Consider the following 17,970-nt stretch of genomic DNA (forward strand, 5'->3'; position numbering starts at 1 on the left):
CTCCTCGACCGGCTCGGCCTGGCGTCACGCACCGGCAACCGTCCGCATCAACTTTCCGGCGGCCAACAGCAACGGGTGTCGATCGCCCGCGCCTTGATGAACGGCGGCCACATCATTCTGGCCGACGAACCCACTGGCGCCCTGGACAGCCACAGTGGCGCCGAGGTCATGACCCTGCTCGACGAACTGGCGAGCCAGGGCCACGTGGTGATCCTCATTACCCACGACCGCGAAGTCGCGGCACGGGCCAAGCGCATCATCGAAATTCGCGACGGGCTGATCATCAGCGACAGCGCCCGTGACCATCCCGAGGTCCAGACCTCGGCCAATCCCGGCGCCTTGCAAGCGGTGGATTTGCGCAAGCGTCTGACCGAAGGCGCCGAAGCCACGGGCGCCTGGAAAGGTGAGCTGGTGGACGCGGTGCAAGCGGCATGGCGGGTGATGTGGATCAACAAGTTCCGCACCGCGCTGACGCTGCTGGGCATCATCATCGGCGTCGCGTCGGTGGTGGTGATGCTGGCCGTCGGTGAAGGCAGCAAGCGCCAGGTGATGGCGCAGATGGGCGCATTCGGCTCCAACATCATTTACCTCAGCGGCTCCTCGCCGAACCCGCGAACCCCGCTGGGCATCGTGACGCTGGACGAGGTCAAGGCGGTGGCGAGCCTGCCGCAGGTGATGCGCATCATGCCGGTCAACGGTCAGGAGGCCGGGGTGCGCTTCGGCAATCTTGATCACATGAGCTACGTCGGCGGCAACGACACCAACTTTCCGGCGATCTTCAACTGGCCCGTGGTCGAGGGCAGTTACTTCACCGAGGCCGATGAACAGAACGCCGCCGCCGTGGCGGTGATCGGTCACAAGGTGCGGCAGAAACTGTTGAAGAACGTCGCCAACCCGATCGGCCAGTACATCCTGATCGAAAACGTGCCGTTCCAGGTGGTCGGCGTGCTGGCCGAGAAAGGCGCCAGCTCTGGCGACTCCGACAGCGACGACCGCATCGCCATCCCCTACTCGGCGGCCAGCGTGCGGTTGTTCGGTACCCATAATCCGGAATACATCGCCATCGCCGCTGCCGATGCGCGCAAGGTCAAGGAAGCGGAACAGGCCATCGAGCAGTTGATGCTGCGCCTGCACAATGGCAAGAAAGATTTCGAACTGACCAACAACGCCGCGATGATCCAGGCCGAGGCGCGCACACAAAATACCCTGTCGCTGATGCTCGGTTCGATTGCCGCGATTTCGCTGTTGGTCGGCGGGATCGGCGTGATGAACATCATGCTCATGACGGTGCGTGAACGAACCCGGGAGATTGGCATCCGCATGGCCACCGGTGCACGCCAGCGCGACATTCTGCGCCAGTTTCTGACCGAGGCGGTGATGCTCTCGGTGGTGGGCGGACTCGCCGGTATTGCACTCGCCCTGATCGTCGGCGGCGTGTTGGTCCTCAGCGAAGTGGCGGTCGCCTTTTCCTTGATAGCGGTGCTTGGTGCCTTTGGCTGCGCCTTGGTCACCGGTGTTGTCTTCGGCTTCATGCCGGCCCGCAAAGCTGCCCGACTCGACCCGGTCACGGCCCTTACCAGTGAATGATCGATTTATGAAGCCGCAACTCAGTCTGTTGACCCTCTGCATGTTGCTCGGCGCGTGCGGCAGTCCCGCTCAGCGTCCGGACAGTGGTATTGCGCCTCCCGCCGCCTGGCAGTCGCCCCACAGCGAGAGCGCGACTCGCAGCAATGTGCAGTGGTGGTCGCAGTTCGGCAGCCCGCAGCTGGATCGCCTGGTCGAGCAGGCCAGGGTCGGCAGTTTCGACCTGTCCGCCGCCATGGCCCGGGTGCGCCAGGCGCAGGCGGAAACGGTGGTTGCCGGTGGCTCGCAACTGCCAGAGTTCAAGGCCGGCCTGAATGCCAATCGCCAGAAACTGTTGCGCGGCAATGGCTACAGCCAGCTGGATGCCGACAGCAGCAACAAGGCGGTGGACTACTTCGACGCCAACCTCAGCGCCAGCTACGAAATCGATTTCTGGGGCGGCCAACGGGCGTCTCGCGACAGTGCACAGTTCGCTTTGCAGGCCAGCGAATTCGATCAGGCAACCGTGGAGTTGACCCTGCTCAGCGGCGTCGCCAACGGTTACGCGCAAACCCTGTCACTGCAGGAGCAACAACGCATCGCCGAGCTCAACCTGGCCAACGCACAGAGCGTGCTGAAACTGGTTCAGACGCGCTTTGACTCGGGCTCGGCGACAGCACTGGAGCTGGCGCAACAGAAGAGCCTGGTGGCCGCGCAACAACGGCAATTGCCACTGGTGCAGCAACAGACGCAGGAGGCGCAGATCAGCCTCGCCGCCTTGCTTGGCCGGCCGGTGCAACAACTGTCCCTGGGGCAGGAACGTTTCGATCAACTGACCTGGCCGACGATCACGGCCGGGGTACCCAGCGAGCTGATCAGCCGTCGTCCGGACATTGCCCGCGCCGAAGCGCAACTGGCCGCCGCACAAGCGGACGTCACCGTTGCGCGCGCCGCCATGCTGCCTACCGTGACCCTGAGTGCCGAACTGGGCTCGGGTGCGGATCGCGCGGCGGATATCCTACGCAGCCCGTTTTACAACCTCACCGCCGGGCTGCTTGCGCCGGTGTTCAACAATGGTCGCCTGGGTGCCGAGCGTGACAAGGCTACGGCCCGTCAGGAGGAGCTGCTGGAAGCGTATCGCGGGGCAATCATCAATGGCTTCGCCGACGTGGAAAAAGCCCTCAACAGCATTCGCGGGCTGGATGAGCAGCGGCAGTGGCAAGGGGAAGAACTGAATCAGGCGCAGACAGCCTTCAACATTGCCCAGAGTCGCTATCAGGCCGGGGCCGAGGATTTGCTGACAGTGCTGGAAACACAGCGAACGCTGTATGCGGCGCAGGATTTGAATGTGCAACTGCGGCTGGCGCGGATGCAGGCGAGTATTGCGCTGTACAAGGCGTTGGGTGGGGGGTGGCAGGTTTTGTAGTGTGAGGTGCTTGAATGGGCCTCATCGCGAGCAGGCTCACTCCTACACTGATCTCCAGTGAACACGGAATCTGTGTTCAACAATGATCACCTGTGGGAGCAAAGCTTGCTCGCGATGAACGATAACGCGGTCTCAAGCCTGGCTTTGTTTGGCCTTCAAATGCCGTGCATACCAAGGTCGTTGCGGTACTTTGCGGAACAGGTCCGCGAGTTTCTTCTCGTCCTCGCCGAAGGTAATACGCAACGCCAGCTTCATGGTTTCCGGGTCCATTTCCACCGACTTGCCCGGCTGCAAACCCGGCGTGGTGCTGCAGCCATGGGTGCCCGGCCCCAGCCAGGGATCATCAATTTCAACCCAACGCCCCGGCGCGAACCACGCCACGCCGTTGACCTCCAACCGATTCACCTCGCCCGGATGAAACCGCTCATGAGCCCGGAACCAGTCTTCCAGGCGATCATCGATCCAGCCGTGAAAATGCCAGAACACCGGGTTCACGTGGGACGAAAACGGGTCGCCGAGAAAGTCGTTTTCCGCAGCGAACCAGCGCGCGGAAAAGTCCGACGGATCCCGCGCAAACGGCACCGGCTGGCCGTTGGACGGGTCCCGCGGCACCGAGGCCCAGCGCATGTGCAGCCAATCGTGCAGGCCTAATTCGACCTCCGAGCCGAACTGGCCCAAGGTCAGCTTCGACAGATAACGCGGATCGCGATAGCGCGACTCCCACACCTGAAAATTGCTGTGGTAGGTCTCGGCGGTTTTGATGTCGGCGACCCACTGCGAGTACTCGGCGTCGTCGTCCGCCAACCAGGTCGGTGGCAACGCGGTGCCGTCGTGATTATCGAAATACGCCGCGAAGCCCACACGATCGCGGACCAGTTCCGGTTGCGGCAACGGAAAATGCGGCCACGACGGCAGGTTCTGCATCGAACGCGCCGTACCGAGCATGTGCCGGTGCATGAAGAAAAAGTCCACGCCGGACCCATTGCGATCCTTGCGCGCGCCACGGGCATCGCGCTCCTTGTCGCGCGGGCCGGGCTGCCAGCCAATGCCGCGCAAAGCATTGCGCTTGTCTTCGGGCAGCGTGTGCCACTTGTCCCGGGAGGCGTGCCAGAGCTGGTGAAACAGGCGGTGTTCCGGGGAAATCAGCCAGGCCAACAGCGGCGCATTAAGGCCCGTGCGCTCCCGGGCTTCGGGAAAGGTGCGTTTGACGGCGATGAACCGATTGTCCTGGGCGGTCAGCATCAGCGGCCGATCCAGGTTGAGCACCCGACCACTGAGCGTGCCGCTGCCGGCATTGCCAAACCCGGCCCACACCTCGTCCAGGGCCATGCTGAACTCGTAATCCGGCGTGTCGTGCAGCGCATGGGCGCTAATCAGTCGCCAGCTCAGTTCGGCAGGTTTGGCATCTGCCAGATCGCCCAATACCCGGTAGCGCGGCGCCTCGCTGGCCCGCAACCGCTCGGCGGTGTCGAGAAACCCGATCAAACCACGGCCCTTGTGACCGACGTCGAGGAACACTTCCAGACCGTCCCGAGGCAAGCCTTCGAGACCGCCGTCCTGCCCCTCGAAACGAATCTGCCAGACGCCACGCAAGGTGTTCGCCAGATGCTGGCCGGCGACATCCGCCACGTCGAACGAGGCTTCCCCGGGGGTGATCGTCGGATCCGGTTTGCTCCATTCGCGATGCCCATAAAAAGCCGCAGGCACGGCGGCACCGGTCAGCGCCAGGCCTGCCATGAAACATCGTCGAGAAATCGTCATTGCCCTACCTGTGTCAGCCATGAAGCAGGCTTTATCCAAGCTAGAACGTTTGCTGCTGCCGTAAATTTAAGAGCATCGCGAGCAAGCTTTGCTCGCGATGAGGCCCGCAAATTCAACTAAATTTCCAACCTGCAAACTCGTTCTTCCCAGATAGCAAAGGCCCCTGCGCCCGCATCGGGTGGCGAACCTGACTGAGATGGCAATGACAAAACCACGTTCGAAAAAGGCTCTTTACCTCGGCCTGCCGCTGGCGCTGGCCATCACCGCCGGAGCCGGCTATGCGGCCTGGGATTACTGGTTCAAGGACAATCCTGGTTACCCGGTGAAGGTGATGAAGCAAGCCGATGAGCTGCAAGAGCGCATCCTTTCCTTCGACAGCCACGTCACCGTCCCGCTGGACTTCGGCACCGCCGGCAACGAAGCCGACAAGGACGGCACCGGCCAGTTCGACCTGGTCAAGACCGGGCGCGGTCGTCTGTCTGGCGCAGCCCTGACCATCTTCGGCTGGCCGGAAATCTGGAACGGCGAAAACGCACCCCACCGCCCCACCGCGGGGTTCGTCGACGAGGCGCGGTTCGAGCAGGAAACCCGCTACAAGATCATCAGCACAATGGTGCGCGACTTCCCCAACCAGGTCGCCATCGCCTACACCCCCGACGACTTCCGGCGCCTGCACGGCGAAGGCAAGTTTGCGATCTTCCTCAGCATGCTCAACGCCTACCCGCTGGGTAACGACCTGAACGCCCTGGACACCTGGGCGGCACGGGGCATGCGCATGTTCGGCTTCAGTTACGTGGGCAACAATGCCTGGGCCGACTCCTCCCGCCCGCTGCCGTTTTTCAATGATTCCCGTGACGCCCTTGGCGGCTTGTCGGAGATCGGCCAGCAGGCCGTGCATCGTCTCAATGACCTCGGGGTGATCATCGATGTCTCGCAAATGTCGACCAAGGCACTGGAACAAGTCGCGCAACTGAGTCGTACGCCGATGGTGGCCTCGCATTCGGCGCCGCGGGCGCTGGTGGACATCCCGCGCAACCTCAGCGACCAGGAAATGCAACTGATCAAGAACAGTGGCGGTGTGGTGCAGATCGTCGGTTTCCCGACCTACATCCGCCCGCTCAGCCAGGCCACCCAGGACAAGCTCAACGCCCTGCGTGCGCGCTTTGACCTGCAACCCTTGCAAGGCCTGGAAATGGCCTTGATGCCGGGCGATCCGATCATCACCGTCTGGTCCGAGCAGCGCTTCGGCGAGTACGCCAGCCAGCTCTACGCGATTGTCGATGAAGAACCCAAAGCCACACTCAAGGACTATGGCGACGCGATCGACTATGCGGTGAAGAAAATCGGTATCGACCATGTAGGCATCAGTTCCGACTTCAACGACGGCGGTGGTCTCGATGGCTGGAAAGACGTCAGCGAAGCCCGCAACGTGACGGCCGAACTGATCAGCCGCGGCTACAGCGACGCTGACATCGCCAAGCTCTGGGGCGGTAATTTCCTGCGGGTCTGGGACCAGGTGCAGCAGTCGTCGAAACCGGTGGCGAACCACTGATTTTTCTCTTTTGCAAAAGCGAACCGAGCTCATGACCAACCGTCGTTCATTCCTCAAGCAGGCCGGCCTCCTTGCCGCGGGCCTGCCCTTGGGTGCCGCTGTGAACCTGCCGGCATTGGCCGCCAATCCAGCGCCGTTGCCGAAGGACAAATGGACGCAGTTGCGTCAGCTGTTCAATCAGGATCCGGACTACCTGCACTTCGCCAACTTCCTAGTGACGTCGCACCCGAGGCCCGTGCGCGAAGCCATCGACAGGCACCGCGCCAACCTCGACCGCAACCCCGGCCGAGCCATGGACTGGGACCTGGGGGAAACCGAGAAACGCGAACAGGAAGTTCGCGCGTGGGCTGCTCGTTACCTCAAGGCCACCCCTGAACAGATCGCCCTCACCGGCAGCACCACCGAGGGTTTGTCGCTGATCTACGGCGGCATCCATGTGCGCCCGGACCAGGAAATCCTCACCACCGAACACGAGCACTACGCGACCAATTACACGCTGGATTACCGCCAGCAGAAGGACGGGGTGAAGATCCGCAAGCTCAAGCTGTTCGAAAGCAGTCGCGACATTTCGGAGGACGAAGTGCTGGCGTCGATTGCCCAGGGCATTCGACCGAATACCCGTGTGCTGGGCATGACCTGGGTGCAATCGGGCAGCGGCGTGAAACTGCCCATCGGCGAAATCGGCAAGCTGGTGGAAGAGCTGAACCGCAACCGCGACGACAAAGATCGCATTCTTTACGTGGTCGACGGCGTGCATGGTTTCGGTGTCGAAGACCTCGATTTTCCTGACATGCATTGCGACTTCTTCATCGCCGGCACGCATAAATGGATGTTCGGTCCACGCGGTACCGGGATCATTTGCGCCCGCTCCGCCGAGCTCAAGGACGTGACGCCAACCATCCCGACCTTCTCCGAGGCGACGTCCTTCTCGACCATCATGACCCCCGGCGGCTATCACAGCTTCGAGCATCGCTGGGCCCTGGATGAGGCGTTCAAGCTGCACCTGCAATTGGGCAAGGCCGAGGTGCAGGCACGCATTCATGCGCTGAACACCTATGCGAAAAATCACCTGCTGGAACAGTCGCAGATCGAACTGGTGACGCCGCTAAGCCCGGCGCTGTCGGCTGGCTTCACCTTCTTCCGGATCAAGGACCGCGACTGCGAAAAAGTCGCCGCGCAGTTGATGGCAAACCGCGTGGTCTGCGATTCCGTGGAACGCGATGTTGGTCCGGTGATTCGCGTTGCACCGGGGTTGCTCAACACTGAACACGAGATTGACCGTTTCATGGTCTTGCTGAGCAAGACAACCTGAAGCCACACACTTGCACACCTACACACCTACACACCTGCACACCTGCACACCTGCACACAGGAGCAAAAGCACACAGATACTTGTGGCGAGGGAGTTTACTCCCGCTGGGCTGCGAAGCGGCCCCCCTCTTTTACCTGAAAAGCAGGGGCCTGCTGCGCAGTCCAGGGGGACGGTGCGACGATTCGACAAGCTCCCTCGCCACAGTGATTTGTTGCTCATAGACCTGTTTTTCCTTTACTCGAGATGACTCATGAATCGAGATCTGCCGACACTGCCACTCAAGGCGCTTGCCCTCACTGCACTCATGGCCGCTCTTGCACCTGCCACCGCCGTGGCCGCCACGCCGCCACAGCCAGGCAAGGTGTTCAAGGACTGCCGGGACTGTCCGGAAATGGTGGTGCTGCCCGCTGGCACGTTCACCATGGGCACGCCGGACGATGAAGTCGGTCGCGAGCCCGATGAAAGTCCGATGCATGCGGTAACCTTCGCCAAGCCCTTCGCCATGAGCCGCTTCCAGGTCACCGCCGGCGAATGGGACAGCTACATGCGCGACAGTGGCGTGACCATCGCCAATGGCGACACAAGGCCTGGTCGTGAGTGCGTCGCCAGCAAACCGCGTTACCCCCAGGGCCCGCGCCAGCCTGCGGTGTGCATGAATTTTGACGACGTGAAAAACTACGTCGCCTGGTTGTCGAAAAAGACCGGGCAGACGTACCGCATGGTCAGCGAAGCCCAGCGCGAATACGCCGCGCGTGGCGGTACCAAGGGACCGTTTCCCTTCCCCTTCGACGAGGGCAAGGAATACAGCATCGCCAAACACGCCAACACCTACGGCCCGGCGGACGGCTATAGCTACAGCTCGCCGGTGGGCAGTTATGCACCGAACGCGTTCGGCATGTACGACATGCATGGCAACGTCTATGAATGGGTCGAAGACTGCGAGCATCCGAACTACGTCGGCGCCCCCACCGACGGCAGCGCATGGGTCGAAGCCAAGTGCGAAGCGGTGCGGATTCGCGGCAACGACTGGGGTGAGGCTCCGGTGTTTTCCCGTTCAGGCAATCGCAACAGCCAGTACCCGCAAGAACGTGGGGACTGGATTGGATTCCGGATTGTGCGCGAGCTCTGAGTCACGCAGCGCCCTCTCCGACCCGCACCACTCGAAACGCCGCACCGCCGCACCCTGTAGGAGCTGCCGCAGGCTGCGATCTTTTGATCTTGATTCTAAAAAACAAGATCAAAAGATCGCAGCCTTCGGCAGCTCCTACAGGGGTCGTGTCAATCTGTACTGCCACCAGTCGGCGCCCCTCTAAATTAAGCCTGCGACCAGACGTTCTACTGGGTATCTGCCTTTACACCCAAGGAACTGTCTTCCATGACCCAGCCTCCCCGTGGCGCCATCGGCGAGTTGTTCGCCTTGCTGAAACCGTTTCGACTCATCGTCGCTGCGTCCATTTTCCTGGGCATGGTCGGCGGTCTGAGCGTCACGGTCTTGCTGGCGACCATCAACAACGCCCTGCATTCGGACACCGGCCTGACCCAAGGCGTGGTCGCGTTGTTCGCGGGGCTGTGCCTGTTGGCGTTGGCCAGCTCGATCTGCTCGGACATCGGCACCAATTACGTCGGCCAGCACATCATCGCCAAGCTGCGTAAACAGTTGGGTGAAAAGGTTCTGTCGGCGCCCATTGAACAGATCGAGCGCTATCGCAGCCACCGCCTGATTCCGGTGCTGACTCACGACGTCGACACCATCAGCGACTTCGCATTTGCCTTCGCGCCACTGGCGATTTCCGTCACGGTGACCCTGGGTTGCATGAGTTATCTGGCGATGCTGTCGTGGCCGATGTTCCTGATCATGGTCGCTGCGATCCTGATCGGCACGGCCATCCAGGCCTACGCTCAAAGCAAGGGTGTGCAAGGTTTCATGGCCGCCCGCGACGCCGAAGATGAGCTGCAAAAGCACTACAACGCGATTGCCGAAGGTGCCAAGGAACTGCGTATTCATCGCCCACGCCGCCAACGCATGTTCGTCTCGGGGATCAAGTCCACGGCCGAATTCATCTGCAACACCCAGGTGCGCTCGATCAACACCTTTGTCATCGCCAAAACCTTTGGTTCCATGCTGTTCTTCGTGGTGATCGGCCTGGCGCTGGCACTGCAAACCTACTGGCCGAGCGCTGATAAAACCGTGATGAGCGGCTTTGTGCTGGTGCTGCTGTACATGAAAGGGCCGCTGGAACATTTGATCAGCACCCTGCCGATTGTCAGCCGCGCGCAAATCGCCTTCCGCCGGATCGCCGAACTGTCGGAGCAATTTTCCACCCCCGAACCGCATCTGCTCCTGAGCGATCAGGGGCAGGTCAAACAAGCGGTGCACGAACTGAAACTCGCCGATGTGCGTTTCGCCTTCCCTGCCGCCGAAGGTGCTGCGCCCTTCCAGCTGGGACCGGTGAACCTGACGATCAAGCAAGGCGACATCACCTTTATCGTCGGCGAAAACGGCTGCGGCAAGACCACGCTGATCAAGCTGCTGCTGGGGCTGTACACGCCGCAGCAGGGGGAAATCAGCGTCAATGGCGAGGCGATCGACGCACAGAACCGCGATGACTACCGCCAGTTGTTCACCACGATCTTTGCTGACTACTACCTGTTCGATGATGTGGTTCAGGGCGACCAACACATTCCCGAGGATGCCAACAAGTACCTGCAACGGCTGGAGATTTCGCACAAGGTCAGCGTCAAGGACGGCAGCTTCACCACCACCGACCTGTCCACCGGCCAGCGCAAACGCCTGGCCTTGGTGAATGCCTGGCTCGAGGAACGTCCGGTGCTGGTGTTTGACGAATGGGCGGCGGATCAGGACCCGACCTTCCGGCGAATCTTCTACACCGAGCTGCTGCCGGACCTGAAGCGCCTGGGCAAGACCATCATCGTGATCTCCCACGATGACCGGTATTTCGATGTAGCGGATCAGTTGGTGCGGATGGAAAGCGGGCGGGTTGTCACCGAGTTGGCCCCTGCCTGACTGGTGAAGAATGTAAACGCTTTTGTGGCGAGGGAGCTTGCTCCCGCTGGGCTGCGCAGCGGCCCCACTCTTTGCCTAAAAAGCAGGGGCCTGCTGCGCAGTCCAGCGGGAGCAAGCTCCCTCGCCACAGTAACCGAGTCAGCCTGCCGGTAATGCGAATACTACTGCCTTCACCCTCATGAATTTATTTTTAAAGTTTCTTTCCGGTTTTGTGTCTGCGCCCCGTCTTAATAATCATTCTTATTAACAAAAACGCTGCACAACACTTTTTCAGGAGCTCAGGTACGTAATGCGACCTCTCACACGCCGCACACCTCTCGCGCTGGCCGTAAAGCGCCCGACTTTGCATCGCACCCTGTTCACCAGCGTATTGCTGAGCGCCACCTTGCTGGGGAGCTCGATGGCCAATGCTGCACCTGTAAAAGTGAGTATTGCGGTACAGCCACTGTCCAGCGCACTCACCGAACTGGGCATGCAAACCAATCTGCAGATTCTGTACAGCCCGGACCAGGTCGCAGGGATCAAATCCCGCGCTGTGTCCGGTTCGCTGGAGCCGTCGCAAGCCCTGTCGGAACTGCTCAAGGGCACCGGCATCTCGTTCCAGATCAACGGCAACACCGTAACCCTGGTGTCCGGCGGCGGCGCGAGCCTGCAACTGGGCGCAACCACCATTTCCGGCCAGGCCCTGGGCCTGACCACTGAAGACACCGGTTCCTACACCACCGGTGCGACGACTACGGCGACCAAGCTGCCGTTGACCCTGCGTGAAACGCCGCAATCGGTGACCGTGGTGACGCGTCAGCAGATGGACGATCGCGGTGCCCAGAGCATCGCTGACGTACTGCGCAACACACCCGGCATCTCGGTTCAGCAATATGACAGCGACCGTACCGAGTACTCGGCCCGTGGTTTTGCCATCACCAACTTCCAGTACGACGGCGTCAACACCATCTACGACGGCGTGTACGACGAAGGTGCAACGCACGTCGACATGGCGACTTACGACCGCGTCGAAGTCATCAAAGGTGCCACTGGCCTGATGACCGGTTCGGGCGACCCTTCGGCAACGGTCAACCTGGTGCGCAAAAAACCGACCAAGGAATTCAAGGCATCAATTACCGGCACCGCGGGCTCGTGGGATAACTACCGTACCGAAGGCGACATCTCCGGTCCGCTGAACGATACCGGCACCGTGCGTGGTCGCTTCGTCGGCGCCTATCAGGACAAAGATTCCTACATCGATCACTACAGCCAGAAGAAGGACGTGTACTACGGCATCCTCGAAGCCGATCTCACGGACGACACCCTGCTGACCTTCGGCATCGACAATCAAAGCGTGACCCCACGCGGTTCGTCCTGGACCGGTAACCCGGTGTACTTCTCCGATGGCGGTCGCACCGACTTCTCTCGCAGCTTCAACCCGGGCGCCGACTGGAGCCGTCGTGACTTCGACACCACCACCTACTTCGCGTCCCTCGAACAGGCGCTGGCCAACGACTGGAAACTCAAGCTCAGCCTCAACCAGAAAACCACCGATCACGACACCCAGCTGGCCTCGGCCAGCGGCGGCAACCCTGATCGCGCCACCGGCGAAGGCATGTTTCTCTACTGGGGTCGCTGGGAAGGCCATCGCGTTCAGGACACGGCAGACGTGAACGTGTCCGGACCGTTTTCCCTCGGCGGTCGCGAGCACGAACTGGTCGCCGGGTTCATGGCATCGCATTCGCGCCAGACCGGCGCGACGTACGACACCAGCGCATTCTCGCTGGTCCCGGGCAGCATCTATGACTGGAACGGCACCCTGCCCAAGCAGGAGTTTCCGAAAAACGGCAAGTACGAACGCACCCAGAGCCAGAACGGCATCTACCTCGCCACTCGCCTGCGTCCGACCGACGACCTGTCGTTCATCCTCGGCAGCCGTTTGAGCACCTTCAAGTACAACGAAGATTATTCCTATAACCCGGGCGCGGGTCTGGACGACACGCACGCCAGCTACAAGGAACACGGCGTCGTCACGCCCTATGCCGGTGTGGTCTATGACCTGAACGACACGTACTCGGTGTATGGCAGCTACACCAGCATCTACCAGCCGCAGATCTACAAGGACGTCAACGGTTCGACCCTGGCGCCAGTGGAAGGCAATGCCTATGAAACCGGTCTGAAAGCGGCCTACTTCGAAGGCAAGCTGAACGCCAGCCTGGCGTTCTTCCGTATCGAGCAGGACAACGTCGCTGAATCGATCGGCACCAACCCGGTCACCAACGAAGGCATCTACAAAGCCATCGACGGCGCCACCACCAACGGTGTCGAACTGGAACTGGCTGGCGAAGTGGCGCCAGACTGGAATGTGTCTGCCGGCTACACCTACGCCCGCACTCGCGACCAGGACGAACAGCGCATCTTCGGCTACCCGCTGTCCACGTCCAAGCCTGAACACGTTGTTCGCACGTTCACTACCTATCGCCTGCCTGGCGCGCTGAACCAGGTGACCGTCGGTGGTGGCGTGAGCTGGCAGAGTGCGTTCTACGGCAAGATCTACAGCGCACCTGCTGGCGACTACACGCAGATCAAGCAAGGCGGCTACACCCTCGTAGACTTGATGACCCGCTACGAGTACGACGATCACCTGAGCTTCACCGTCAATGCCAACAACGTCTTCGACAAGAAGTACCTGACGGGCCTGGGTAACTTCGACACCACGTTCTACGGCGAGCCGCGCAACCTGCAGCTGACCGCGAAGTATGATTTCTGAACGATAAGCTGAAATGAAAAATGCCCGTGTCGTGAGATGCGGGCATTTTTTTTGGGTGATGGTTTTGTGCTGAATGTGATGCCGTCTTCGCGAGCAAGCTCGCTCCCACAGTGAGCGGTGGTGTGGCAGGATCTTGTGATCAGCACCAAACCCTGTAGGAGTGAGCCTGCTCGCGATAGCGGACCAACAGTCACTCAAAGGTGCCTGTCATGTCGCTATCGCGAGCAGGCTCACTCCTACATTTGATCTTCAGTGGATCACATGTGGGCCGGCGGTTTGGTTTTTCGTCTCACAAACGTGCACGCACCCACTCCGCCACTTGCGCGTGAATGGCTTCCACTTCGCTCAACAACCCGCCCATGCGCATGAAGTCGTGGGTCATGCCTGGCTGTTCCAGCAGTGTCACTTCGTTCCCCGCTTCTCGCAGCCGCTCGGCGTAGGCCAGCCCTTCGTCGTGCAAGGGGTCATGTCCGGCAAGGTAGACCAGGGCGGGAGCGATGCCTGACAGGTCCTGCGCCAGCAATGGCGAACAGCGCCAGTCGGCGAGGTCTGCGGGTGTGCGGCTGTAGTGGGCGTAGAACCAGTCCAGGGTCGGGGTTTCGAGCAGGTAGCCTTCGGAGAAATCCCGATGGGACGCGCGTTGGGTGGTGGCATCGGTGACCGGGTACACCAGCACCTGGGCCCTGGGTTTCAGCGTGAGTTCGGTCGGTTCACGCACGGCCATGATCGACAGGACCGTGGCCAACGTGGCACCGACGCTGTCGCCGGCCAACGCCACGCGCGTGGCATCGAGGCCCTGTTGCGCACCTTCGCGCATCAGCCAGTTGCCGGCATCGCAAGCATCCTGCACCGGGGTCGGGAAACGCCATTGCGGGGCCAGACGATAATCCACCGTCAACAGGGCGAACCCGCCTTGCGCGGTCAGGCGTCGGCACAGCGCATCGTGAGAGTCGAGGCTGCCGACCACGTAGCCACCGCCGTGAAAATACAGCACCACGGGTTGCAAGCCGTCGCCTCCCTGGCCGTCACGATACAACCGCGCCGGCAGGCTGAAGCCGTCTCGCGCGGTGATCGTGAGTGACTGGCAGGACACCGATTCCAGCGGTGTATCGAGGAAGCCCGAGGAGGCTTCGAAATCGATCCGCGCCTGCTCAGGGGTGAGTTCGTGCATGGCGCGGCTCTTGCCGGTCATGCGGCCGAACTCGGCGAGTTCGAGGAATGCTTCGAGTTCTGGCAGTACGGCCATGGAGTGAATCCTATGCAGAGAGGTCAAAAATCGGGTAGTACAAAAATCTTCAATTCAGCAACGTCCCCCTGTGGCGAGGGAGCTTGCTCCCGCTGGATCGCGAAGCGGTCCCCTGCCTTCTGGAACAGGGGACTGCTTCGCAGCCCAGCGGGAGCAAGCTCCCTCGCCACAGGTTATTTATTGTTTTTCATGCCGTGGCCAAACGCTGTTCGAGCAAATCCTCCAGCTCATCAAGCAGTTCATCACTGCGCAGCAGTTCGTAGTGCCCGCCGGCCAACAGACGATCAACGCCATGGCTGCCGACCTGGGCTTCGAACACCCGACGTTCATCGTCACGCTCAGCCACCCACCAGCGATGCGCCGCGGCGTTGATCGCCGGCAGTTGCCGGTGCGCGAGTGCCAGTTGCTTGAGCCGTGAGCCAGTGACGAAGATCTGTGTAAGCTCCCCCGCCCCCAGCGCAGCTTGCTCGTTGGAACCGTGCAAGGCGGCTTCGATCACGGCAGTGGCGCCCTCTCGCTCGTTCAAATCAGCCGCCTTAAACACGATCAATGCCTGAGCCTCTTCAGCCGGCAGCCCCAGCACGAACCTGAGGAAATCACCCAGGTCCTCGCGCCAGTCACCCGCTTCGGCGGTGCCGGCGACGTAACTATCGACCAGTCCGGCAAAGGCCACCTGCTCACCTTGAGATTCCAGCTCCCGAGCAACCAATTGCGTCAGCGCGCCCCCCAGCGACCAGCCCAGCAAGTAATACGGCCCCTTGGCCTGCTGAGCACGAATACGTTGCGCATAGGCCTGAGCCATGGTCAGCAATGAATCGTCCTGCCAGTTCGGATCGAGCAACATGCGGCATTGCAGGCCATACACCGTGCGCCGTCCTTCCAGGCGCCGCGCCAGCGGTTCGTAATCGAACACCGTGCCGAAACCGGCATGCAGGCAGAACAGCGCGGGCACGTTGGGGATCCGCGCGTTCAACGCCAGCAACGGGTCCGGCGCCGACGTCACGGGCTCGGCTGCCTGATAACCACTGAGTTCAGCGATGCAGGGTTTCTGCATCAAATCCCGCAGTTTCAATTCGAAGCCCAATTGCGGCTGACTGCGCACCCGTGAGATGACTTTGAGCACCTGCAACGAATCGCCGCCCAATTCGAAGAAGTTGTCGTCGATGCCCACCTGCGGCACGCCGAGCACGTCTTGCCAGATCGCGGTCAACGCCGTTTCCAATGGGTTACGCGGCGCGCGATAGCCGCCGAGCGCCCATTCAGGCACCGGCAATGCACGACGATCGAGTTTGCCGTTGGCCGACAGCGCGAAGCGCTCCAGCACCAGGATGCGCGCCGGCACCATGTAGTCCGGCAGTTGCGCTTGCAGTTCGGCTTTCAGGCGTCGATCCAGCCCGACCGCCCCGCCCGCCACCACGTAACCCACCAACTGCTTGCCGGTCGGCGTGTTGTGCACCACCACGGCGGCATCCTGCACACCGGCGCACTCACGCAAACGCGCTTCGATTTCCCCCAGTTCGATGCGGAAACCACGGATTTTCACCTGCTGGTCAAGACGTCCCAGATAATCGATCAGCCCGCACTCGCGCTGGCGCACCAGGTCGCCAGTGCGATACATGCGGCCACCGGCCTCGAACGGGTCGGGGATGAACCGCTCGGCGCTCATGCCCGGACGCAGGTGATAACCCCGCGCCAGGCATTCACCGCCCAGGTACAGCTCGCCGCTGACACCGACCGGCAACGGGTTGAGGTCGGCATCCAGCACGTACAGGCCACGCCCGGCCACGCCACGCCCGATCGGCGCATAGGCGGCGTCGCAGGTTTCGCTGGCCTCGGCACGCCACAGCAATGGCGTGACCACGGTTTCGGTCGGGCCATAGCCGTTGACCAGACGTTGCGGACGCAAGGCGCGTTTGACCTGTTCGAAACTCGCTTGCGGTACCGCGTCCCCACCAAAGCAATACACCTCGACCGCCGGTGGATTGTCGAGACGTTCGGCGACTTCGGCCATCTGTTGCAGGTACGCCGGCGGGAAGCAGGCCACGGTGACGCCATGACGGTGCAGCACCTCCAGGGTCTGCTCCGGGGTCCACAAACTGTCGTCGCGGATCACCAGACTGCCACCGGCCAACAGCACACTCAGCCACCGCTCCTGCGCACCGTCGAAGGCGAACGACATGAAGTGCAGTTCACGACTGCGCGGGGCCAGTTCATAGAGGTCGATGATGCCCCGGCAATGCCGGGCAATCGGACCGCGCGCCACGGCCACGCCCTTGGGTTGGCCAGTGGAACCAGAGGTGTAGATCAGGTACGCCAGGTGCCCCGCCAGCGGCGTCGACGATGGGCACTGGACGTTGCCGGCAATGCTCAACTGATCAAGCAACAGCCGTGGCGGGCTGTCCGCCAGCGGCAAGCGTTCACCCAGGTCGCTGTCGCACAGCAACAGGCTCGCCGCCGAATCCTTGAGCATGTAAGCCAGGCGCTCGGCCGGGTACGCCAGGTCCAAAGGCAAGTAGGCGGCCCCGGCCTTCAGCACCGCCAGGAACGCAATGAGGGTGCGTTCGGAACGCGGCAGCGCCACCGCCACCAGCTGTTCCGGACCGATACCGAGATCGATCAGGTGCTGCGCCAGCCCATTGGCCTGAGCGTCAAGGTCGGCATAACTGACTTCTCGATCTTCACAGAACAGGGCGATTTTCTGCGGTTGCTTGTGAACATGCTGATTGAACCCGTGCAGCAGGTCAGCCTGGTTGTCAGACGCCTGTGGCTGGCTGATTAACGCGTGGGGCAAACCGATGTTGCCGAGCAAACAGGTCGCATCTTCAGGCAACGCCCGCAACAATCCCTCAAGCTGCGCACGAATGCGCTGCACTTCCACGTCACTGAAGCGATCACGCAGGTACAGGTATTCGACTTCCAGGCCTTCCTCGTTGGCGCTGACCATCAAGTCCATCGGGAAGTTGGTGACCCCGCCACTGCCGACCTCGGCAAAGCGCAACTCACCTTCCTCGCCCCCCTTCAACGCACGGTCCACCGGATGGTTTTCAAACACGATGATGCTGTCGAACAGACCTTGCCCACCCTGCCCGGCCCAGCGCTGGATGTCCGACAACGGCGTGTGCTCGTAGTCGCGCACCATCAGGTTGTAATCCTGCAAGGCGCGCAACCACTCGCCCAGCGGCTGTTGCGGGTCGAGGGTCTGGATCACCGGCAAGGTGTTGATGAACAGGCCGAGCATATCCTGGGCACCGGCCAGACCGGTCGGACGCCCCGCCACCGTGGCGCCGAACGCCACGCTGCGCTGGCCACTGTGGCGTTGCAACAGCAACAGCC

At 61.6% G+C, this 17,970-nt stretch carries 10 protein-coding genes; 7 read left to right on the forward strand and 3 right to left on the reverse strand.

What is annotated here, in order from left to right:
- Together GBC55_RS27910 and GBC55_RS27915 are read left to right on the forward strand one after the other, a co-directional pair.
- Nucleotides 1-1,587: ABC transporter permease (locus tag GBC55_RS27910; protein ID WP_247267031.1), on the forward strand; the 1,587-nt coding region annotated here is incomplete at its 5' end.
- A 7-nt stretch (nt 1,588-1,594) separates the two neighbouring features.
- Entirely contained in the window at nt 1,595-2,989 is a 1,395-nt protein-coding gene (locus tag GBC55_RS27915; protein ID WP_247267032.1) for an efflux transporter outer membrane subunit, read from the forward strand.
- Nucleotides 2,990-3,121: 132 nt separating this feature from the next.
- Here the strand turns inward: GBC55_RS27915 and GBC55_RS27920 are convergent, their stop codons facing one another.
- Entirely contained in the window at nt 3,122-4,750 is a 1,629-nt protein-coding gene (locus GBC55_RS27920) for a PvdJ/PvdD/PvdP-like protein (RefSeq protein WP_162440869.1), read from the reverse strand.
- A 202-nt stretch (nt 4,751-4,952) separates the two neighbouring features.
- On the opposite strand from GBC55_RS27920, the gene pvdM reads away from it, so the two are divergent.
- The 5 genes from pvdM (at nt 4,953) to GBC55_RS27945 (ending at nt 13,391) form a co-directional block, all read left to right on the forward strand.
- Nucleotides 4,953-6,302, forward strand: a complete 1,350-nt coding sequence (gene pvdM, locus GBC55_RS27925; RefSeq protein WP_162440870.1) for a pyoverdine-tailoring dipeptidase-like protein PvdM — start codon at nt 4,953-4,955, stop codon at nt 6,300-6,302.
- 31 nt (nt 6,303-6,333) lie between these two features.
- Nucleotides 6,334-7,614 (forward strand): aminotransferase class V-fold PLP-dependent enzyme, encoded by a 1,281-nt coding sequence (locus GBC55_RS27930; protein WP_162440871.1) that lies wholly within the window; start codon nt 6,334-6,336, stop codon nt 7,612-7,614.
- A gap of 250 nt (nt 7,615-7,864) precedes the next feature.
- Nucleotides 7,865-8,743, forward strand: coding sequence for a formylglycine-generating enzyme family protein (locus tag GBC55_RS27935; RefSeq protein ID WP_162440872.1), 879 nt, complete (start codon nt 7,865-7,867; stop codon nt 8,741-8,743).
- A 246-nt stretch (nt 8,744-8,989) separates the two neighbouring features.
- Nucleotides 8,990-10,639 carry a cyclic peptide export ABC transporter gene (locus GBC55_RS27940; RefSeq protein WP_162440873.1) on the forward strand — a complete coding sequence of 550 codons (1,650 nt, stop codon included), beginning with the start codon at nt 8,990-8,992 and terminating at the stop codon, nt 10,637-10,639.
- A 289-nt stretch (nt 10,640-10,928) separates the two neighbouring features.
- Nucleotides 10,929-13,391 carry a TonB-dependent siderophore receptor gene (locus tag GBC55_RS27945; RefSeq protein WP_162440874.1) on the forward strand — a complete coding sequence of 821 codons (2,463 nt, stop codon included), beginning with the start codon at nt 10,929-10,931 and terminating at the stop codon, nt 13,389-13,391.
- Nucleotides 13,392-13,680: 289 nt separating this feature from the next.
- On the opposite strand, the gene GBC55_RS27950 is transcribed toward GBC55_RS27945, so the two are convergent.
- Both GBC55_RS27950 and GBC55_RS27955 read right to left on the reverse strand, forming a co-directional pair.
- The gene (locus GBC55_RS27950) at nt 13,681-14,637 is read right to left on the reverse strand and encodes an alpha/beta hydrolase (protein WP_162440875.1); all 957 of its coding nucleotides are present in this window, start codon (nt 14,635-14,637) and stop codon (nt 13,681-13,683) included.
- A gap of 187 nt (nt 14,638-14,824) precedes the next feature.
- On the reverse strand, nt 14,825-17,970 hold a 3,146-nt coding region (locus tag GBC55_RS27955), incomplete at its 5' end, for an amino acid adenylation domain-containing protein (RefSeq protein WP_247267033.1).

Origin of the sequence: Pseudomonas sp. TNT3 (genome assembly GCF_010095445.2) — a bacterium.
GTDB lineage: Bacteria > Pseudomonadota > Gammaproteobacteria > Pseudomonadales > Pseudomonadaceae > Aquipseudomonas.

Bases quoted from the DNA above. Each gene is read 5' to 3' on its own strand.
- GBC55_RS27930 (WP_162440871.1), top strand. From the start codon at position 6,334: ATGACCAACCGTCGTTCATTCCTCAAGCAGGCCGGCCTCCTTGCCGCG.
- GBC55_RS27945 (WP_162440874.1), top strand. From the start codon at position 10,929: ATGCGACCTCTCACACGCCGCACACCTCTCGCGCTGGCCGTAAAGCGC.
- GBC55_RS27915 (WP_247267032.1), top strand. From the start codon at position 1,595: ATGAAGCCGCAACTCAGTCTGTTGACCCTCTGCATGTTGCTCGGCGCG.
- pvdM (WP_162440870.1), top strand. From the start codon at position 4,953: ATGACAAAACCACGTTCGAAAAAGGCTCTTTACCTCGGCCTGCCGCTG.
- GBC55_RS27950 (WP_162440875.1), bottom strand. From the start codon at position 14,637: ATGGCCGTACTGCCAGAACTCGAAGCATTCCTCGAACTCGCCGAGTTC.
- GBC55_RS27920 (WP_162440869.1), bottom strand. From the start codon at position 4,750: ATGACGATTTCTCGACGATGTTTCATGGCAGGCCTGGCGCTGACCGGT.
- GBC55_RS27935 (WP_162440872.1), top strand. From the start codon at position 7,865: ATGAATCGAGATCTGCCGACACTGCCACTCAAGGCGCTTGCCCTCACT.
- GBC55_RS27940 (WP_162440873.1), top strand. From the start codon at position 8,990: ATGACCCAGCCTCCCCGTGGCGCCATCGGCGAGTTGTTCGCCTTGCTG.